Annotated in this window: 13 protein-coding genes; 6 read left to right on the top strand and 7 right to left on the bottom strand. The window is 61.6% G+C overall.

What is annotated here, in order from left to right; all coding sequences use genetic code 11:
* Window positions 1-13: 13 nt before the first annotated feature.
* Window positions 14-1828 (top strand): asparagine synthase-related protein, encoded by a 1815-nt coding sequence (locus RYH80_RS07005; protein WP_370903138.1) that lies wholly within the window; start codon window positions 14-16, stop codon window positions 1826-1828.
* A gap of 469 nt (window positions 1829-2297) precedes the next feature.
* Here RYH80_RS07005 and RYH80_RS07000 read toward each other — a convergent pair whose 3' ends face one another.
* Window positions 2298-4052 (bottom strand): ABC transporter ATP-binding protein, encoded by a 1755-nt coding sequence (locus RYH80_RS07000; RefSeq protein ID WP_370903137.1) that lies wholly within the window; start codon window positions 4050-4052, stop codon window positions 2298-2300.
* Window positions 4053-4526: 474 nt separating this feature from the next.
* Here RYH80_RS07000 and RYH80_RS06995 point away from each other — a divergent pair, with 474 nt between their 5' ends.
* A complete protein-coding gene (locus tag RYH80_RS06995) occupies window positions 4527-5798 on the top strand; it encodes a nucleotide sugar dehydrogenase (protein ID WP_370903136.1) in 1272 nt (423 codons plus the stop codon).
* Window positions 5799-6083: 285 nt separating this feature from the next.
* Here RYH80_RS06995 and RYH80_RS06990 read toward each other — a convergent pair whose 3' ends face one another.
* A complete protein-coding gene (locus RYH80_RS06990) occupies window positions 6084-8138 on the bottom strand; it encodes a hypothetical protein (protein ID WP_370903135.1) in 2055 nt (684 codons plus the stop codon).
* Complete coding sequence (locus RYH80_RS06985) at window positions 8138-8623, bottom strand: hypothetical protein (protein ID WP_370903134.1); 486 nt, start codon at window positions 8621-8623, stop codon at window positions 8138-8140. The genes RYH80_RS06990 and RYH80_RS06985 overlap by 1 nt, the downstream gene beginning before the upstream one ends.
* Window positions 8624-8973: 350 nt before the next feature.
* Between RYH80_RS06985 and RYH80_RS06980 the strand changes: the two genes are divergently transcribed.
* From RYH80_RS06980 to RYH80_RS06965, 4 genes are all read left to right on the top strand, one after another.
* Window positions 8974-10113 (top strand): DegT/DnrJ/EryC1/StrS family aminotransferase, encoded by a 1140-nt coding sequence (locus RYH80_RS06980; protein WP_370903133.1) that lies wholly within the window; start codon window positions 8974-8976, stop codon window positions 10111-10113.
* Window positions 10114-10139: 26 nt separating this feature from the next.
* Complete coding sequence (locus RYH80_RS06975) at window positions 10140-11543, top strand: NAD-dependent epimerase/dehydratase family protein (protein ID WP_370903132.1); 1404 nt, start codon at window positions 10140-10142, stop codon at window positions 11541-11543.
* A 6-nt stretch (window positions 11544-11549) separates the two neighbouring features.
* Window positions 11550-12245 carry an acylneuraminate cytidylyltransferase family protein gene (locus tag RYH80_RS06970; RefSeq protein WP_370903131.1) on the top strand — a complete coding sequence of 232 codons (696 nt, stop codon included), beginning with the start codon at window positions 11550-11552 and terminating at the stop codon, window positions 12243-12245.
* A 68-nt stretch (window positions 12246-12313) separates the two neighbouring features.
* On the top strand, window positions 12314-12949 hold the full coding sequence (locus tag RYH80_RS06965; RefSeq protein ID WP_370903130.1) for a DapH/DapD/GlmU-related protein: 636 nt from the start codon (window positions 12314-12316) through the stop codon (window positions 12947-12949).
* Window positions 12950-12998: 49 nt separating this feature from the next.
* Here the strand turns inward: RYH80_RS06965 and neuC are convergent, their stop codons facing one another.
* From neuC to RYH80_RS06945, 4 genes are all read right to left on the bottom strand, one after another.
* The gene (gene neuC / locus RYH80_RS06960; RefSeq protein WP_370903128.1) at window positions 12999-14159 is read right to left on the bottom strand and encodes a UDP-N-acetylglucosamine 2-epimerase; all 1161 of its coding nucleotides are present in this window, start codon (window positions 14157-14159) and stop codon (window positions 12999-13001) included.
* Window positions 14152-15252: an N-acetylneuraminate synthase gene (gene neuB / locus RYH80_RS06955; RefSeq protein WP_370903126.1), complete on the bottom strand. Its 1101-nt coding sequence runs from the start codon at window positions 15250-15252 to the stop codon at window positions 14152-14154. Before neuB ends, neuC begins: the two co-directional genes overlap by 8 nt.
* A 194-nt stretch (window positions 15253-15446) precedes the next feature.
* Window positions 15447-17252 carry a glutamine--fructose-6-phosphate transaminase (isomerizing) gene (gene glmS, locus RYH80_RS06950; RefSeq protein WP_370903125.1) on the bottom strand — a complete coding sequence of 602 codons (1806 nt, stop codon included), beginning with the start codon at window positions 17250-17252 and terminating at the stop codon, window positions 15447-15449.
* The gene (locus RYH80_RS06945; RefSeq protein WP_370903124.1) at window positions 17252-18445 is read right to left on the bottom strand and encodes a sugar phosphate nucleotidyltransferase; all 1194 of its coding nucleotides are present in this window, start codon (window positions 18443-18445) and stop codon (window positions 17252-17254) included. Before RYH80_RS06945 ends, glmS begins: the two co-directional genes overlap by 1 nt.
* Window positions 18446-18488: the final 43 nt, after the last annotated feature.

Below are 18488 nucleotides of genomic sequence, written 5' to 3'. Positions count from 1 at the left end.
ACAGGACAAAACGATGATAGACAAAGCCGACCTAAGTGTCTCGTACGAAGGCGAGCGACGACAGAACAGCACGGTCGACGGCGAGTACGCTGTCGTCGGGACACCGTATCACGCGACCGAAGAGCAGCTGATCGACCGGTACCGCGACTCTCGAGAGGACTTTCTGGCCTCAGAGCGGACCCAGTCGTGTGGGAACTACCTCCTGATCGATGCGTCCGGTGACCGAGTCACGGTGGTCACGTCGACGGCATATTCGGGTGGGCACTTAGTTGACTGCGGTGAGGAACTACACATCACCGACACGCTGTCGGAGGCAGTATCGAAGGTTCCCCCGGCGGAACTGTCGGTCGACCTGAACCGATACCGGTCGTACGTCGCCAGACATCTGGAGGAACGACCGCCACTGTCGACCGTCTTCGAGCAAGTGAGCCGGATTCCGCCCGGCGTCGTGGTGACGGGGAATGGGCACGGGTGGGAGATGCAGACGTACATCTCCGGTGAGGGGTCCCCCGAGAGCTTCGAGGAGGCGAAGGGGATGCTCCTCGACGCGCTCGCAGACCGTGAGGTGATACTGTGTCTCTCGGGCGGTGCCGACAGTACGGCGTTAGGATGCTTCCTGAACGAATCGGAGATCTCGTTCAGAGCGGTGACGTTCGACTTCGGCCCCGGATACGACCCTGCGCCCGTGGCCGGTCGGAGGATGGCCGAGCAGCTGGGGTTCGATCACGATGTCGTGGACTCTCCGAGGCCGCTGGACGAGGGATCAGCCGAGCGGATAGAGGAATTGATGTCACAGGACATCGTCCCGCCGTACTCCCCGACGTACTACGTCTCGGAGTCGTACGCGGACGAGGAGGAGGTGTTCATCTACGGTCAGAACGCCGACAACCTGTCGATGTTGAAGATGCGGAATCAGAGGACCTATCAGAGTCTCTCGGAGCAGTCGGTGAGCCAGATGTTCGGCTCTCTCGCGCGTTTCGGGGTGAACCTCCCGTTCACCCGCAACTACACCGAGAACGAGTTGTTCCGTCGGTTGTACCTGCTTCTCGCCCCGCGGCTGTACCGACTCGGCCGGAGAGTACGCGGAGACGACTTCCCAGAAAAAAAGTACAACCCGCGGAACTACCACTACAGTGAGAAGTACAGCACCGACCCGGACGAGGCTGGAATCTTCACTGGACTACTGACGTCCGGGCGGCCGAACTACGTCGGCTCGGAGCTGCGGTTCAACTCAGACGTAGTGTCCGAGGCGACGATCACGGAACTTGACTCGTCGTTCGATATCGATTTCATACGGGAAGAAATCGAACGGTTCCTCCGGATTGATGCGGGGACAAACACGTACGAGACGATTAGGAGACTGATGTATATCATGAATGGGCAAAACACGTTGGCCCACCTGTCGAAGTTCCCGGCGTCTACGGGTAGTCCTGTCGAGGCACCGTTCTCTTGGGGGCCGTCCGTGTCCTACTTCCTGTCCAACGAGAACAGGATGGACAGAGCGAGACACCCGAAGAAGGAAATATACGACGAGACTCGGTCCGCACTCAATCAACCGTACCACGAGTCTATCGGATCTCTTCCGGACAGGTCGTGGTCGGAGTCGAAGCGGTCGACACTTCTGAAGCGCAACGAACGACTGGTTGACCCGTCGAGGTCGGTCCTGCTCAACGAACTCGGAGTCGACAGCCGGTCGATTGAGAAGTTGTACCGGGAGGTGTTCGAGGCTGCCGACTCGCCGGTCTTCACGTCCTATCCAGACGTGTATATGCCGATCCGAGTGCTCAATATCGAGCTCGTTCTGTCACGTGCGTACCTGGATATCTGAACCGACTGTACCACGTTCAGAGCGCGACTGGAGTTCGCTGTACCCCGACTAGGGGGCCGGAGGGCGATTCGACCCCACCGACCGTGTCCTCGAGTCCCAGATCTTACCACACGGTGAACCGGACCACATTACGGCTCTGACCTATGTCGATCGTCACCGTGTCGAGTCACAAGACTCAATCGCAAGGAACGTGGCCACAGTAATTCGCGTAACCCAGAGAACCGCAGAGTGAGAGTGGTATCTGCTTATCCGCTGTTGTGGAACCGCACTGAGACGAGAGTCTGATTAGTGTCGAGGTGGCTGATACGTGTTTGGTGGCATTCAGACGAAGACTGGAGGATGAGGCGCGCGTCTTCGAAGTGTCTGTTCCCGAGAGCGTACGTCTCGGAGTGTTCGTCGATCCGCAGGAAGCACGACGCTCGTCTCCAAATTCGGTGTCCTACGTGGGTATCCACGGACAGTGGGCCGTTCAGTGTTGTGTCGTGTAGAGTTCGGCGTACGGCCCGTCTCTCGACATCAGCGTCTCGTGGGGTCCCGATTCGGTTATCTGCCCGTCCTCCATCGTGTAGATGCAATCCGCGTTCCTGACGGTCGACAGCCGATGAGCAATGGTGAGTATGGCGGCGTCTCGATCCATCGACTCGATTGCCGACTGAACCTCCTGCTCGATCCCCGTGTCGAGGTCGCTCGTCGCCTCGTCGAGTACGATCAGGTCGGTGTCCTTCAGCAGTGCCCGTGCGAGTGCGACACGCTGTCGCTGTCCGCCCGAGAGCCTGACCCCGTCGTCGCCGAGGTTGGTCTCGTAACCGTTCTGGAGGTCGTCGAGGAACTGTGTCACCCGTGCAATCTCACAGACCCGTTCGACCTCCTCCCGCGTCGCGTCACGGTCGCCGATCGTGATGTTACGTTCGAGAGTGTCGTTGAAGATGTACGGGTCCTGTCTGACGACTGCGATGTTCGACCGCCACTCTGCGATGTCGAACTGCTCGATCGGCGTCCCGTTCGCCCGAATCGTTCCGGTGTCGGGAGCGTACAGCCTTGCGAGCAACGACACGAGTGTCGACTTCCCGGCACCAGACGTGCCGACGAACGCGACGAAGTCGCCTCGTTCGAAACTGAAGGAGACTCCGTCGAGGACGTTCTCTTCGCGGTACGCAAACGAGATGTCCTCGAACTCCACACGTTCGATGTCGTCCGGGACGGGCTCTTCCCCGGTCTGTGGTTCCGCACGCTCTTCGAGTGTATCGGTCGAACGTTGTGTTCGGACGAGGTGTGGCAGATCCCCGTTGATCTGGTACAGCAGGCTGTTCATCGAGCTCAGTCGTGGACCCAACCGGAAGATCGCGAACAGGAACACGCCGAGCGCGCCGAGAGAGAGATCGAAGAAGGTCAGGGCGACGTAGATCAGTACGAACACGGAGATGGCCGTCAAGAACTGATAGAAGTTCTGTATCGCGGCTTGGTTCCTGAAGTGCTTCGTCATTCCGGCGGCGAACCTGTCCAGGGCGTCGTTGAACCTGTCGGCTATCTCGCTCTCCATCCCGAACAGCTTCACGTCACGGATTCCCTGTACGCCTGCCTGAGCGTTCGTCTGTATCTGCTCGTTGGTCTCGGCGACCTGATCGCCAATCTCATACCCGTCGGCAACGAGATTCCGAAACACGAGCGTTATCACGGCGAAGACGCCGCCGGCACCGAGCGTCAACACCGGAGCCATGTAGAGGGCGACGGCGAAGTACATCGTCGTGAGGAACCCCTGTTCGACGAACCGGACGATACGACGAAGCGCGCGACTGGCATGGTGCGCCTCCGTGACGATCATGTTGAGAACGTCATCGGAGCCACGCCTGTCGAAGTATCCGACCTGAGCCGACAGTGACCCTTCGAACGCGCGTCGTTGGAGGTGGCGGTGGTAGTAAACCTGTATCGCACCCCGAAGCCACCGGACGAGGAAGCTCATTAAGTATCGCACGGTGAGGATCAGGGCGACACCGGCGACCAGATACCCGAGGGTGAGCGGTACACCGAGTGCCGTGTAAACGTCTGCGAAGACACCGAGGACTCCTGTCGTCTGTGACAGATCTTTCGAACCCCTCGCCAGTTCGACGATCGGGAAAATGAACCCGATACCGATACCCTCTAGTAACGCCGCGACAACACTTGCAGCGATAGTCCCGGCGACGACCTTAGGCTGGTACTGTACGGCTCGCCAGAGAGCCGACATCTTGTCTCGACGAGTGACGTCATCGTTCATATGTATCTAGGTACGTGTGATTTTCACCGGACGACGACCGGTTAGCCTCGGGCGGACGGGAGCCACGTTCGTCTCCCACTGCCGGGTACCCCAGAACACACACCAGAGTCGTGTGTGCTCAAGAGGCGAACTGGTTCGACTAGAGACTCTCCGTGCCGACAACAGCACGTGTAATACTGGGTGTCGTACTGGAATACTTTACTCTTACGAACTCTGTTGCCGGGAGATTCGTCCGGAGTCGAGGTCTGTCGGAACACCGAGACAGACTCGACCGGTGTCGCAGCGCCGCCCCGTCCGTCGGACACGGTTCCCCAGTGCTCGGCAGAGCCACCACGCCAGTCAACATCCAGTAGGCTACCGGCTGATTCGAACTGCCGGTGCCGACAGTCGTGGGCGAGTTAGAAAAACAATACACTAAATTCTCGTGGACCATTCGACTGCGGCATGGAGCAGCAAACGCGTGTCGGCATCGTCGGGTTAGGGTATGTGGGCCTCCCGCTGGCACTCACGATGCAGAGTGCGGGGTACGACGTGGTCGGTCTCGACATTGACGCAGACAAGATCGAGACGCTTCACAGCGGTGAGTCGACGGTGAGCGATGTCACCGACGACCGTGTTGCCGAAGCTGTCCGTAATGGTCTGACACTCACCACAGACTACGAGGACCTCGCCGATGTCGATGGCGTGTCAATCTGTGTTCCGACGCCGCTGCGGAAGACCGATGCCCCAGATCTGTCGTTCGTCGTCGATGCCGTCGAACGACTCGCTACTGTCGTCCCCGAGGGTTGTACGATCATCCTCGAGAGCACAGTGTATCCGGGTGCGACGAAGGAGGTCGTCAGCGACATCTTCGAAGACACCGGAATGTCCGTCGGAGAGGACGTCTATCTTGCTTTCTCTCCCGAGCGTATCGACCCTGGTAACGACGTGTTCAGCCCGACAGACATCCCGAAGGTACTCGGTGGAGTTACCCCGGAGTGTGGCACCCGGGCAGAGGCACTGTACAGTCCCGTCTTCGAGGAAATCGTGCGCGTGGGGTCTGCGACGGAAGCAGAGTTCGTAAAGCTGCTGGAAAATACGTTCCGTGCAGTCAACATTGGTTTGATAAACGAACTCGCACAGATCGCACACCAACTTGACGTTGACATCTGGGACACTATTGAGGCCGCAAAGACCAAACCTTTCGGTTTCATGCCGTTCTATCCAGGCCCCGGCCTCGGTGGTCACTGCATACCAGTTGATCCACTGTATCTCTCTTGGAAGGCAGATCAACAGGGCATCGACACCCGCTTCATCTCGTTAGCCGACACGGTCAACCGAGAGATGCCCGACCACGTAGTCCGGCGGGTCGTCAAGTTACTCAACGAGCGGGGTGTCTCCCTCTCGAACTCGGATGTGTTCATAGTCGGGGTTTCATATAAAAAAGACGTGTCCGACGTTCGTGAGTCTCCTGCAATCGATATCATCGCGGAACTTGAGGACTGGGACGCGAACATCCAATACCACGATCCACACGTTCCGGAGGTCAATATCGGCGAGCAGACGTTCACTTCTGTCCCACCCACGCCAGGCCGAGTGAGTGAGGCCGACTGTGTGTTACTCCTCACGGACCACACCGCAGTCGACATCGACGCCATCGTCGATGCAGCGACACTCGTCTTCGACACTCGAAATGCCACGAAGGGAGCACACGCGTCACACGTCGTTCGTCTGTGAGAGGCTCGGAATTGGAGCGTTCTCTTCATTGGTGCCCCCGGTGTGAAAGGTGAGCGGTTTCGATCACGTGCCGACGTTCGCAGAGGTCCTCACCCGATCGCTCTCTCGTCGAGATGATGTGAGCAACGTGTACGCGGAGAGTTCGTCGGTTGAGTCCCCACCAGATGAGACGTGAACGATCTCAGCGGGTGGGCGAGCTACTCGACGAGCGGGCAACCCTCGAACCTCAGTGGAGACGGTCCTTACCGCCGAAGCGCCAGCGACTAGATCGCTCTAGTCGACTACTCAAAGCCCAACGACTTTCGACAGTTCCTCGACGATCGGAACTGCGTTCGGTTCCGGCCCGAACACGACCAGACTCACACAGACGAGGTACGTCGTCACGAGACCGAAGGCACTACCGGTGAGAATTGCAATCGCAATCGTCCCGCGTCGCGACCGACGGAATGATACTCCGGCAGTGAAGAGTGTCAACGCGACGGCCAAGCCAAAGGCGACCGACGCGTACAGTTGGACTGCTTCACCTGGGACGGTCACGAGTTGGGGGACGAGAATTGTAGACACCGCCGTGAAGACAGCTACCGAGACGAGATACGAGTGCCACAGGTGACGAGGGTACTCTTTCAACAGACTTCGACCGAGTGGCAGCCGGACGACCGCGTAGAGTCCAACCGCGTACAGTGGGTGTAGATACCGCACGGTGAGGCTCGTATGAATGGGAAGCGATGGGAGTGCAAGCAGGAGGAGTAACCCAGAGTAGACCACTGCAGCCATGTCAGCCGGAAAGTACGGCGAGTGACGCCACCGTCGGAGGTCCGTCCGGCCTGTCCGAGTCCCGTGGGATACGATGCCCACGAGTAGACCCAGTGCCGGCATCGACTCTGTCAGGGAGAGATTCACCGGTCGATGCTTCCCGACCGGAACCGATTCCATGAATCCACGACGACCGAACAGCTTCCAGAGTCTGTCCCCATCGTAGACGATCGATAGGGAAGAACCGATCCGTCCTACGACGATCTCAGCGAGGGATCCGACCATCGAGAGCACCTTTTCACCGAGCTCTACTGTCGTCAGGACTAGACGGTAAACGAGTGAAGTAACACCGAGCAGTACCGATCGGAACCTCTCGACGATACCAGTTCCGGGCGAAGAGGGGTCTTCCCCACCGGGGGGACCCGGTGTGCCACCTTCGGACTCTCCGTCCCCTGGTGTGCCACCTTTGGGCGTCCCGTTACCCGGTTCGCCACCTGTACCGGGTTCTGGTGGTGCTTCCAACCCCTCCCCTTTATACCCCTCCAACAGTCTCGGAGGCTGGAGTGGATTGCCGGAGATGAGGGTGTTGGTCAGAAAGAACGGCACCAACGAGAGGCAGAGCCCGGTGGCCGAGAAGGCAATATCCTTCGGCCGGAGTGACCCTGGTGTGGTGAGATCGGCGATCCCGACGCTGATCAGAAGGATGAATCCCTCTGGGGCGTGTATCCAGGTCATTGCACCCACCGTCGCGTACGCACACATCTTGTAGACATGTCGTCTGTGATCGTTCTCCACCACTCCAGAACGGTAGAGAGTAAACATCGCTAAAAGGAGAAACAACGCCGAGAACGTGTGTCGCTTCGGGATCGTACTGAAGAAGCCGATGGGTGTCCCGATAGTTCCGAGTAGTCCAACCATCGCGGCGGTACGGTCACCCAGCTCTCGACGGAACAATTTGTACAGTACAACACCAATAAAACCTGCCGCGATCATCGTAGTGAGCTGGAGCGAGATGTAACTCGTCAGACGCTCCGATACCGGAGTCGCGACAGCAACGTTCGCGACCAGCACCCCTATCGTGAGGATCCCAACTTTCGGCGCACTACCAACCCCCGTGTATCGAGCAGCAACAATGAGGGTTGCGTACAGTAGCAGTGCCCACATCCCGAGGAGAACGGCGTGAAGTTCGAACACCAACGAGAGTCCAGAGAGTAGCAAGTACACCGGAAGAGTCAGGAAAACTTGGCCGTAGTTGCGTCCCACCAGTCGTGTCTCTGTCCGCGAAATTCCCGGCTGTGCGCCAGACTCCGGGCCGAGGACGAAGTCTGTGAGGAACACAGTCCCGTCGGAGACAGCTAGTAACGTGTTGGAGACGGCGTAAGAGTCGTTTATCGACACGCTTAGTCGGAGGACGAGGGTGAAGAACAGAACAGAGGTGAGGAATACCAAGAGGCCGAGGTCGTCCGAGAACAAGGCGGACTTCAGCCTCCGAATCGACCGCTCTACGTCGTCTTCGTCGGTGGTCCCACCGCGGAGCCATCCGGTGGTGAGACTGTCTGTCACCTTCGCTATCACGAGGCGGAACATCAGCCGACTACCTCCATGCGGATGTTTCGCTCTGCGATGAGTGTCGTCGCGCCGTCCGACCGGAGCCGGACCGTTATACTTGCCCCGTACACGTCGTCGGTGACCCGATCCGGGTGAAGCTCCACCAGTGGTTGGTACCGCACCAGCCTGTCCGTCGGCGTCGAGACGCTCACGTTTCGTTTCCAAGTCAGCACGTATCTGTTCAATTTGGGGATGCCAATCTGTACGACGAGTACACCCTCACCGCTCAGGTCGGATAGACGTATCTGTATCTCACTCAAGTGGTACGTTTCCGCGCCGAAACTACTCCGTTGTATCTGCATATCGCCGCTGATCGTCGCGTCACTCGCCTGAAGCGGTTGCGACGGCGAACCTGTCAGTCGCCCAGAAATCTCCCCCACGACGGGGGCAGCGGCCGTGACCGTGAGGACACAGAGAACGACCAAGAGAGTCGACCACGATACTGTCTGGGAACCGTCGGCCATGAGCACCACTTGCCTGCAGGTGTAAATGAAGTCTTCGGAGGGTGTAGTCACCACCTGATCGGATAGAGACGTAGACAGGCGGGTCGGATCGGAGAGATCGACTGTTATTTTGTTGTCACAACAGAATCGTCGTGTATTCAGCTATCGTCTGCGAGCAGGTTGTTCACGGAGTCGTTGTTCTCCGAGCACTGCAAGTCGTCCGGTAGCCACTCACCAGCCGTGGGGTCGGGCCGGTGGCGGCACTGTCCGGGGAGACCGCGGACCGTTCGCCGTCGAGACGGCCACACCGGAACACTGTATTCCGGAGAATGTGGGGAGTTATATACCTCCGGACTGACCAACTGATAACCGTGCCAGAGGACATCCCGTTGTTCGAGATAGCGTGGGACGAGAAAGACGTAAAGAACGCTGTGGATTCGATCACGCGTGGTGGGTACTGGGCGAAAGGACCGTACGTCTCCGAGTTCGAAGACGAGATCGAGGAGTACCTCGGAACGGAACACGCCGTCACGGTCAACTCTGGAACGAGTGCCCTCGTCGTCGCGCTCCGTAGCCTCGGCGTCGGTGACGGAGACGAGGTCGTCGTCCCGTCTTTCACTTTTATAGCTACTGCAAATTCAGTGAAAATAACTGGGGCAGAACCTGTATTCGCCGATGTCGATCCAGAGACGTTCGCACTCGATCCAGAGGCCGTGGAGGCACAGATCACCGAAGACACCGCCGCCGTCCTCACCGTCCATCCCTACGGCCGTGCAGGGGATCTAGAGGGACTCCTTCGTGTGACGGATCGACACGATGTTCCACTCGTCGAGGACGCCGCCGAGACGTTCGGTGCCACCCACGAGGGAGAGTACCTCGGGACGTTCGGAGACGTCGCCGCACTCAGTTTCTGTCAGAACAAGGTCATCACGACCGGAGAAGGCGGTGCCGTGATCACCGACGACGACGACATCGCCGCCGAAGCCGAACTGTTCAGGTCCCACGGACGGGCCAGCGGCGAGTACTTCCAGTCGGCTGGAACAGGACAGTATTCGAGCCTGGGCTCGAATCTTCGGATGTCTGATCTCGTCGCCAGCATCGGATGTGCACAGATAGACAAGGTAGAGGATCTGATCGAGCGACGTCGCGATGTCGCGATGCGGTTGAACGACGGATTCGAGGACATCGAAGGTGTCACTCCGCATCCACAACCGGAGAACGGTCGCCACGTCTACCAGTTGTACACCGTCCAGTTCGACGAGTGGGTAGACAGAGAGTATGTCGTGAAGGTGCTTGACGACCACGGGATCAGTTCGAAAGTGTACTGGGACCCACCTGTCCACGCCACAGACTACTACCGAGGTGAAGAATGTCCTTCGGGGGACCTGTCGACGACCGAAATCGTCGCCTCGACCGTCCTGTCTCTCCCGATGCACCCGAATCTCTCCGTGGAGAGTACCGATCGGATCGTAGATGCAGTCGGGACGGCACTCGAAAACGAAAAGCGATAAGTTGGTATCCTCACTACAGAACGTCAATGGACAACATCACGCTGTCGGATGTCTGTGTTCGGCCGGACACCAGCCTCCGGGAGTCAATGCAGACGATCGACAAGTCGGGGCTCGGCATCGTGTTTATCACCGACGCAGACGGTGAACTTCGCGGGACGGCGACCGACGGCGACATCCGCCGAGGGATTCTATCTGGACAGAGTCTCTCAACGGCCGTATCGGAGGTAGCCACCGCAGATCCAATAGCCATCCAAGCAGACTGGGACGATACCGACCTGTCCGAGAAGGTCTCTATACAACAGATTGAACAGAAGACAGACGAATTTGGGACGCTGACTGTCCCTGTCCTTGACGGTGACGAGGTTGTCGACATCACGTTCCTTGACGAGAACGCTTCACGGATCGACAGTTCGGCCAGCGGAATGAACCAGACCAGTGTCGACACCGTACTCGTGATCGGCGGTGCGGGTTACATTGGCTCTGTCCTGTGTGAGAAACTCCTCTCACAGGGGTACAACGTCAGGGTGCTCGACAACCTGTTGTACGAGGATACGGGGATAGAGCAGTTCTTTGGGGACGATCGATTCACGTTCATCGAAGGCGACATGCGGTCTATCGAGGACCTGGTGGACGCTATGAACGGCGCAGACGCTGCTGTACACCTCGGCGCGCTGGTCGGTGATCCTGCCTCCAGCATCGATCCACAGGAGACACTTGAGGTCAACTACCACGCGACCGCACTGGCGGCTCGGATCGCGAAGTACCACCAGATCAACCGGTTTCTCTTCGCCTCCACCTGCAGCGTGTACGGGCAGGCAGACGACCCGGAGACGCTCCTGACGGAGGAGTCACCGCTGAACCCGGTCTCGCTGTACGCGAAGTCGAAGATTCAGTCGGAACGCGCGCTCACGGAGTTGTCCGACGAGAACTTCTCGCCGACGATCCTCCGTATGGCGACCGTCTACGGCCTCTCCCCACGGATGCGGTTCGATCTCGTTGTCAACATCCTCTCTGCGAAGGCACAGACCGAGGGGACCATCCCGATCTTCGGTGGGAAGCAGTACCGACCGAACGTCCACGTCGCAGACGCCGCACAGGCGTACATCGACTGTATCGAGGCCCCGATAGAGGATGTCTCCGGCGAGGTGTTCAACGTCGGATCGAACGAACAGAACTACCAGATTGAGGAGATCGGGTACATCATCTCCGAGCGGTACCCAGACGCCGAGATCGACTTCGACAGAGAGCAGGAGGACGAACGGAGCTACCAGGTCGACTTCTCGAAGATCGAACGCGTCCTAGGGTACGAGACGGAGCACACGATCGGCGAGAGCAGCGAGGCGATCGGCGAAGCGATCGCCGACGACCGGTTCGACGACTACACGAGTGATCGATACAGCAACTATCGGACGCTCGAAGACACGATCTAGGACAGAATGAGTACGTCTGTCCTGGGACTGATCCCGGCGCGTGGCGGGTCCAAGCGTGTCCCCCGGAAGAACGTACGGGAGGTCGGTGGGAAACCGCTTGTCGCGCGGACGGTCGAGCAGGCGGCCGAGGCGGAGACCGTCGACGAGGCCATCGTCTCGACCGACGACGAGGAGATCGAGCGTGTCGCCGAGGCCAGTGGTGGATCAGTCCCGTTCCGCCGACCGGCCGAGTTGGCGACCGACGAGAGTGCCGCGAGTGACGTGGTCACGCACGCACTCGACTGGGCGGCAGACGCCGGCAAGTCATTCGACGTCGTGGCTCTGTTGCAGGTGACGACACCACTGAGGGACACGGAGGACATCGACGGGACGGTTCGGTCGTTACTAGACGCCGACGCGGAGAGTGCAGTCAGTGTCTCCGCGTACCACACGCCGCCACAGTGGGCCGTGACCATCGGTGAGGACGGACGCGTCTCGGAGCAGTTCGACCCACCGTCGTTGTTCGACGCGGAGACCGACCGGAGTCAGGAACTGACGGAGCTTTACCACCCGAACGGAGCCGTGTTCGCCGCGACCGTCGAGGCGTGGCGCGAGCACGAGTCGTTCTATACGCCTGACACGGTGGCCTACGAGATGCCGCCGGAACGGTCGTTCGACATCGACGAACCGTGGGAGCTGTCGTTGGTCCGAGAGTTGCTGTGATCGCGGGTGACGATCACCGGACGAGGGACCGACAGAGGTATGTCTCCGAGAGACGGGAGAGCGGTCATATGGTCGGGATCTACTGTGCGGGTGGTCACTCGAAGACTGTGATCGAGGCGCTCGCTCGGAGCGGCGAGCCAGTGGACATGGTCGTCGACGACGACGAGAGCGTCCTCGGGACGACACACCGCGGACACGAGGTGCGTCGCCCGGAGGACGACGTGCTGGAGGATCACGACTGGATCGTCGCGAACGGCGTCGGCAGCGTCCGTGCCCTGATCGCCGACCAGATAACGACGACCGGTGGAGAGTGTCGGAGTTTCGTCGACCGAGACGCAGTGGTGGACGTCGAGACGGACACGCTGTCTCACGTGTACGTCTCGGCTGGGTGTTACGTCTGTGCGGAGGTGACGCTCGGCGCGAACGTACTCCTAGACGGGGGCGTTTACGTCGGACACGAGACCACGGTCGGGCCGAACGTGACGCTCGCGCCGAACACGACCCTCGGCGGCGACGTCGAGATCGGGGCGAACAGTTTCGTTGGACTCGGATCGACGGTCAGACCGGACGTCTCTATCGGATCGGATGTCGTCGTCGGTGCCGGCGCGACGGTCGTCGACGACGTGCCGTCGAACACCGTCGTCGTCGGAACGCCCGCGGAGAAGGTGAGGGACATCGAGGAAGTCACCTCGGGAGAGCTCTGACACAGCCGGGGTGGTGACACAGATCGGTCCCGCCTCCCGGCGTCGCGTGTCACCGCGTGTCTCGTTCGACGAACCGCTTCGTCGACAACTCCTCGTCGAGGTCGACGGCAGCGAGCGCTTCGGCGATCCTGTCTCCCGCCCCTCCCCGGTCGTACGGGTTGTCACAGTCGACGGCCCGCTCTCGGACGTCGCCTCCCTCGAGACACTGCTCGACGGCCCGAGCGATCTGGGACCGGTCGTGCGGGACGGAGAGGACGTTGTCGGCTCGCTGCCGGCCGTCTTGGCGTGGCCCGACATCGACGACCGGGAGATCGAGCGACGGAGCCTCGATGATTCCGCTCGAAGAGTTCCCGACGAGGACATCGGCTGCGTCCAGCAGTCCGAGGTACTCTCCGCGAGGCAAGCTCTTGAAATCTCGGACTTCGTCTTGGAAGGAGTCGAGGGCCTCGATCATCCCTGCAGAGCCGCTGTCCGAGTTCGGATATATCACGACGACCGACGCGTCACGGTCGCAGACGGCCTTGAGTGTCGCTCGCATCTGGTCGGCCGCTCGCTCGCTCTGTGTCGTGACCGGATGTTGGACGACGACAATAAGCGGGGCGTCGTCGTTGAGTCCGTGTTTCGAGCGGACGGTCTCGCCAGACTCGTACTCGTCGGCCAGTATCGCGTCTAGCCCGGGTGCCCCGACCGTCGTGATCCGCCACGACTCTTCGCCGAGCTGTTCGATCCGATCCGCACTCCGATCCGAGGCTGGGAAGTGGACATGTGCGAACTTGGTGATCGCGTGTCTGATGCTGTCGTCGATGGTCGCACCGTGCATCGAGTCCCCACCGTGGATGTGTGCGACTGGGACGTTCATGTGCGCCGAGGCCACCGCGCCGGCCAGTGCCTCGTCGCGGTCGCCGAGGACCAGCGTCACGTCCGTGTCCAGAGACGCGAGTGCCTCGGCAGTCCCGTTGATTCCCAGTCCGAGTGACTTCGCCATGCCGCGTCCGGTGTCGCTGTTCAGGAGGGTCTCGACGGTTCTGTCGACGGTGAACCCGTCCGCTTCGATCTCGTCGACCGTGTGTCCGTACGTCTCCGACAGGTGCATTCCGGTGGCGACAGTGGTCAGTTCGAGGGACGGGTGCCGTCGGATCGCCTCCATCGGCGAGGATAGGAGTCCGTACTCAGCTCTCGTCCCGGTGACAACGGTGATACGTCTACTCATCTGTCTGCTCCCGTCGGTCGACGTCGAGCGACGGGAGGCCCGAGAGGTCGATGTCTCCCTCGACGACGTCGGCGGTCACCGGTGCCTCTCGCTCGACTCTCTCCGTGACCGTTCGTCCGACGACACGGTCGAGTGCCCCGGGCGGGAGGCCGTCGGCAGGACGGACCACCGTCAGGTCCGCCCGCGACAGCGACTCGCCGGGGGAGAGTTCGCGGCTGGTGTGGAGGCTCTTCCGGACGCGTGTCCGGGTGGTCCACTCGCCGGCCGTGGGCCGTTTGACACTGCTCCCACGGGCGAGCGCGCTGGCCCGAGCGAACCGGACCGACTCGCGTAGTTCGTCTGGTTCGAGCGAGGCCTCGTGGTCGGGACCGGGAAGGCGTCTACCCAGTGTGAAGTGCTTCTCGACGATACAGGCACCCGCGGCCACAGCCATCGCTGGCGTCTCGACGGCGGTGGTGTGATCTGAGTGTCCGACAGGAACGGAGAACTGCTCGGCCATCCGTTCCATCGCCCGCAGGTTCACGTCCTCCACCGCGGTGGGGTACTCGCTGGTGCAGTGAAGCAGCGCGAGCGGCACGTCCGGGTTCGCCTCCCGGATCACCTCGACCGCTCGCTCGACTTCCGGCATCGTGCTCATCCCGGTGCTGACGATCATCGGCCGTCCGGCCACCGCGATCTGTTCGAGCATCGGGTGGTTGTTCAGGTCACCCGACCCGATCTTGATAGCCGGGCGGTCCAGTTCGTCCAAGAGCCGGACACTCTCCCCGTCGCACGGCGTCGAGAGCAGCGTTACCGAGCACTCCTCGGCGTGGTCGAGCAGTTCCTCGTGTTCTGCTCTGTCCAGTTCGTACTTCTGGAGCATCTCGTACTGTGACTCGTCGGTGTGCTGCTTCTGATACTCGGCTTTCGGGGCCGACTCGACCACGAGGTCGTCCGCAGAGAACGTCTGCAACTTGACCGCGTCCGCCCCGGCGTCGGCAGCCGCGTCGATCAACTTCTTTGCGATTTCGATGTCCCCATTGTGGTTAACACCGGCCTCAGCAATGTAGTACACACCTTCCTCGACACCGATCGGTGTCCCGTCGATCCTCATGGAGGGCATCTACCCTTCGAGGTAATTAAACACGTGCGCTTCGGTGCCACAGGTCGTATGATGTACGATTGGCCACAACAGACGCGGTACTTACGTTACTGATATATTTACACCTGATATAATTAGAAAAGTCCCACATCGACACCATTTCGCAGGTGTTCCGACAACGCCTCGTCGTTGGTGCCGACTGTCGTCTACTCAACCGTCACACTCTTCGCCAGATTCCGTGGCTTGTCGATCGACCGACTCAGGCGGTTCGCCATGTGGTAGGCGACCAACTGCAGTTGCACGTTCGCCAACACCGGCACGACGCGGTTGTGTGTCTCGGGAATCTCCAGCACGTGGTCGACGTACCGGCCCACCTCGGAGACTCCGTCCGTCACCGCGACGACCGGCGCCCCACGCGCCTGCACCTCTTTGACGTTCCCGATGGTCCTGCGTGCCCGCTCGTCGTCGCCGGTGACGACCGCGAAGACGGGCGTCTCCTCGGTCACCAACGCGAGTGTGCCGTGTTTCAACTCGCCGGCGGCGAACCCCTCGGCGTGCTCGTAGGTGATCTCCTTGAACTTCAACGCCCCCTCCAGCGCGACCGGGTAGTGAAGCCCCCGCCCGACGAAGAAGAACGACTCCTCCCCGAGGTAGTCGTCGACCACTTCCATGGCGGTGCTCTGGTCCAACACCGCCTGCAGGTCCCCGGGCACGTCCCGCAGCGCCGGGAGAAGTTCCCGTGTCCCGGCGTCTTGCCCCGCCAAGTGCTCCACGAGGAGGTTCAGCGTCACCAACTGCGAGGTGAACGTCTTCGTCGCCGCCACACCGATCTCCGGACCGGCGCGGATGTACAACGCGTCGTCACACTCGCGGGCGGCCGTCGAGCCAACGACGTTCGTCACGGCCAGCGTCTGTGCGCCGCGATCCCGCGCCTCTCGCAGCGCCGAGAGGGTGTCGGCGGTCTCGCCGCTCTGGGTCACACCGATCACCAGCGTGTCCGCGGACACGGGTGCCGGCGACGTGGCGTACTCGCTCGAGAGGTAGGAGTCCGCTGGGACACCCGCCCGCCGCAACAGCTCCGCACCGTACAAGCCGGCGTGATAGGAGGTGCCCGCGGCGACGAACTGCACACGATCCGGCGTCGCGAGTCCCGCCATCTCCTCCAACGTGACCCGCCCCGCCAGCGCGTCCGTCCGGCCGCTGAGACTCTGCCGGAGCGCGGTCGGCTGCTCGTGGATCTCCTTGAGCATGAAGTGGTCGTACCCACCTTTCCCGGTCTGTTCGGCTTCCCACTCGACGGTCCGGACGCGCTTCTCGACGGGCTCGCCGTCCGCGTCCGTCACGCGGTAGCCGTCCGCCGAGACGACCGCGAACTCCCCGTCGTCCAAGTACACCACGTCGCGGGTGTGTTCGAGGAACGCCGGCACGTCACTCGCCAGGTAGTAGGCCCCGTCGCCGACGCCCAACACGAGCGGTGAGTCGTTGCGCGCCGCGAACAGGCGGTCCTCGCCGGCGACCGTCGCGACGATGGCGTAACTCCCCTCCAGTCGCTCGACGGCCGCACGCACCGCCCGTTCTGGATCGAGCTCCTCGTCGAGTCCCGCGGCGATCAGCTTCGGGACGACTTCCGTGTCCGTGTCGCTCTCGAAGGTGACCCCCTGCTCGCCGAGTTCGTCGCGCAGCGCCTGGTAGTTCTCGACGATCCCGTTGTGAACGACCGCGACGCGCCCCTCGCCGTCCGTGTGGGGGTGTGCGTTCACGTCGGCCGGCGGCCCGTGTGTACTCCAGCGGGTGTGTCCGATGCCAACGACACCCGACGGCCGATCGCTCCGCTCGGCGAGCAGCTCGCGCAGCACCTCCAGTTTCCCCTCCTTCTTGACGATCTCGACGGTGTCGTCGGTCAACGCGACGCCCGCCGAGTCGTACCCGCGGTACTCCAGCGTCTCCAGTCCGTCCAAGACGACGGACAGCGTGTCGTCGCCGCGCCCGGCGACGCCGATGATCCCACACATCACTGAGTCACCTCCGTTCGTGCCGCGACGTTCGTCCGGACGGTACTCCCCGCGGCGACCCGTGCCTCGGGACCGATCAAGACCCCGTCACAGACGGTCGCGCCGCCGCCGACCGTCGCGCGGTCCGCGAGGACGGCACCCAACTGGCGCCCCTCGTACACCGTCGTCCCGATCCGGACGTCGGCTGGCCCGCCGGGAACGGTGACGCCGGCACCGATCTCGACGTCGGTCCCGGTGACGGTGTCGACGAGCGTCGCCGCCTCGCCGACGCGCGTGTCGTCGTCGATCACGGAGCCACGCACCGTCGCGTTCGCGGCGACCGTCGCGTTGCGCCCGACCGCCGTGTCGGGCCCGACCACCGCGCCCGCCTCGACGACCGCGTCCGGCCCGACGACGACCGGCGGCCGCACGACGGCGTCGTCGTGGAGCATCGCGCTCCCGTCGACGTGTGCCCCGTCGACGCGTCGTCGGACGTCACGCGGGACGCCCGTCTGTTCGCCACTCGCCACCCGCAACAGGTCCCACGGGTACGTCACCGCGACACGAGGACTCTCGACCCGGACGCCACGGACGTTCCCGGTCCGCTCGACCAGTTCGACGACCGTGTCGGTGAGCGCCCGTTCTCCGTCGGTCTGCGGGGTGTTTTGAATCTCGGAGAACACCGACGGCCCGAACGCGTACACGCCGGCGTTGAACAACCGGTACTCCCCGGATTCGGGTCGCTCATCGATTGTCGTCACCAGATCGTCGTCGAGTTCGACGCCGGCGTACTCGCGTGGCTCGTCGCTCTCGACGACGGCCAGCGTCGCCACGCTCTCGCGGTCGTGGGCGTCGATCACGCGTTCCGCCATCGTCGACGGAATCACCTCGTCGCCGTTCACGACGAGGAAGTCGTCGTCGACCGCGCCGGCGGCCTGCAACAGTGCGTGACCGCTCCCGAGTTGTGTCTCTTGAGTGTGGTACGTGAGCGTCCGGTCGCGGTACGTCGGGCCGAAGTAGTTCCGGACGCGGTCACGCCGGTAGCCGACGACGACGTGGATGTCGTCGACGCCGGCGTCGATCAACCCGTCGAAGACGTGCTGGAGGATCGGTTGCGTCGCCGCCGGCAACATCGGCTTGGGTCTGAACTCGGTCAGTGGCCGGAGGCGGTTTCCCTCGCCGGCTGCGAGGACAATCGCGGATTCAATATTCACATTTTCGTCGTCGTCCGCGACAACAGTTATGACTTGTCCTGCC

It is taken from the genome of Halobaculum sp. MBLA0147, from assembly GCF_041361345.1.
Lineage (GTDB): Archaea > Halobacteriota > Halobacteria > Halobacteriales > Haloferacaceae > JAHENP01.
This window is presented reverse-complemented; position numbering and strand designations above follow the sequence as displayed.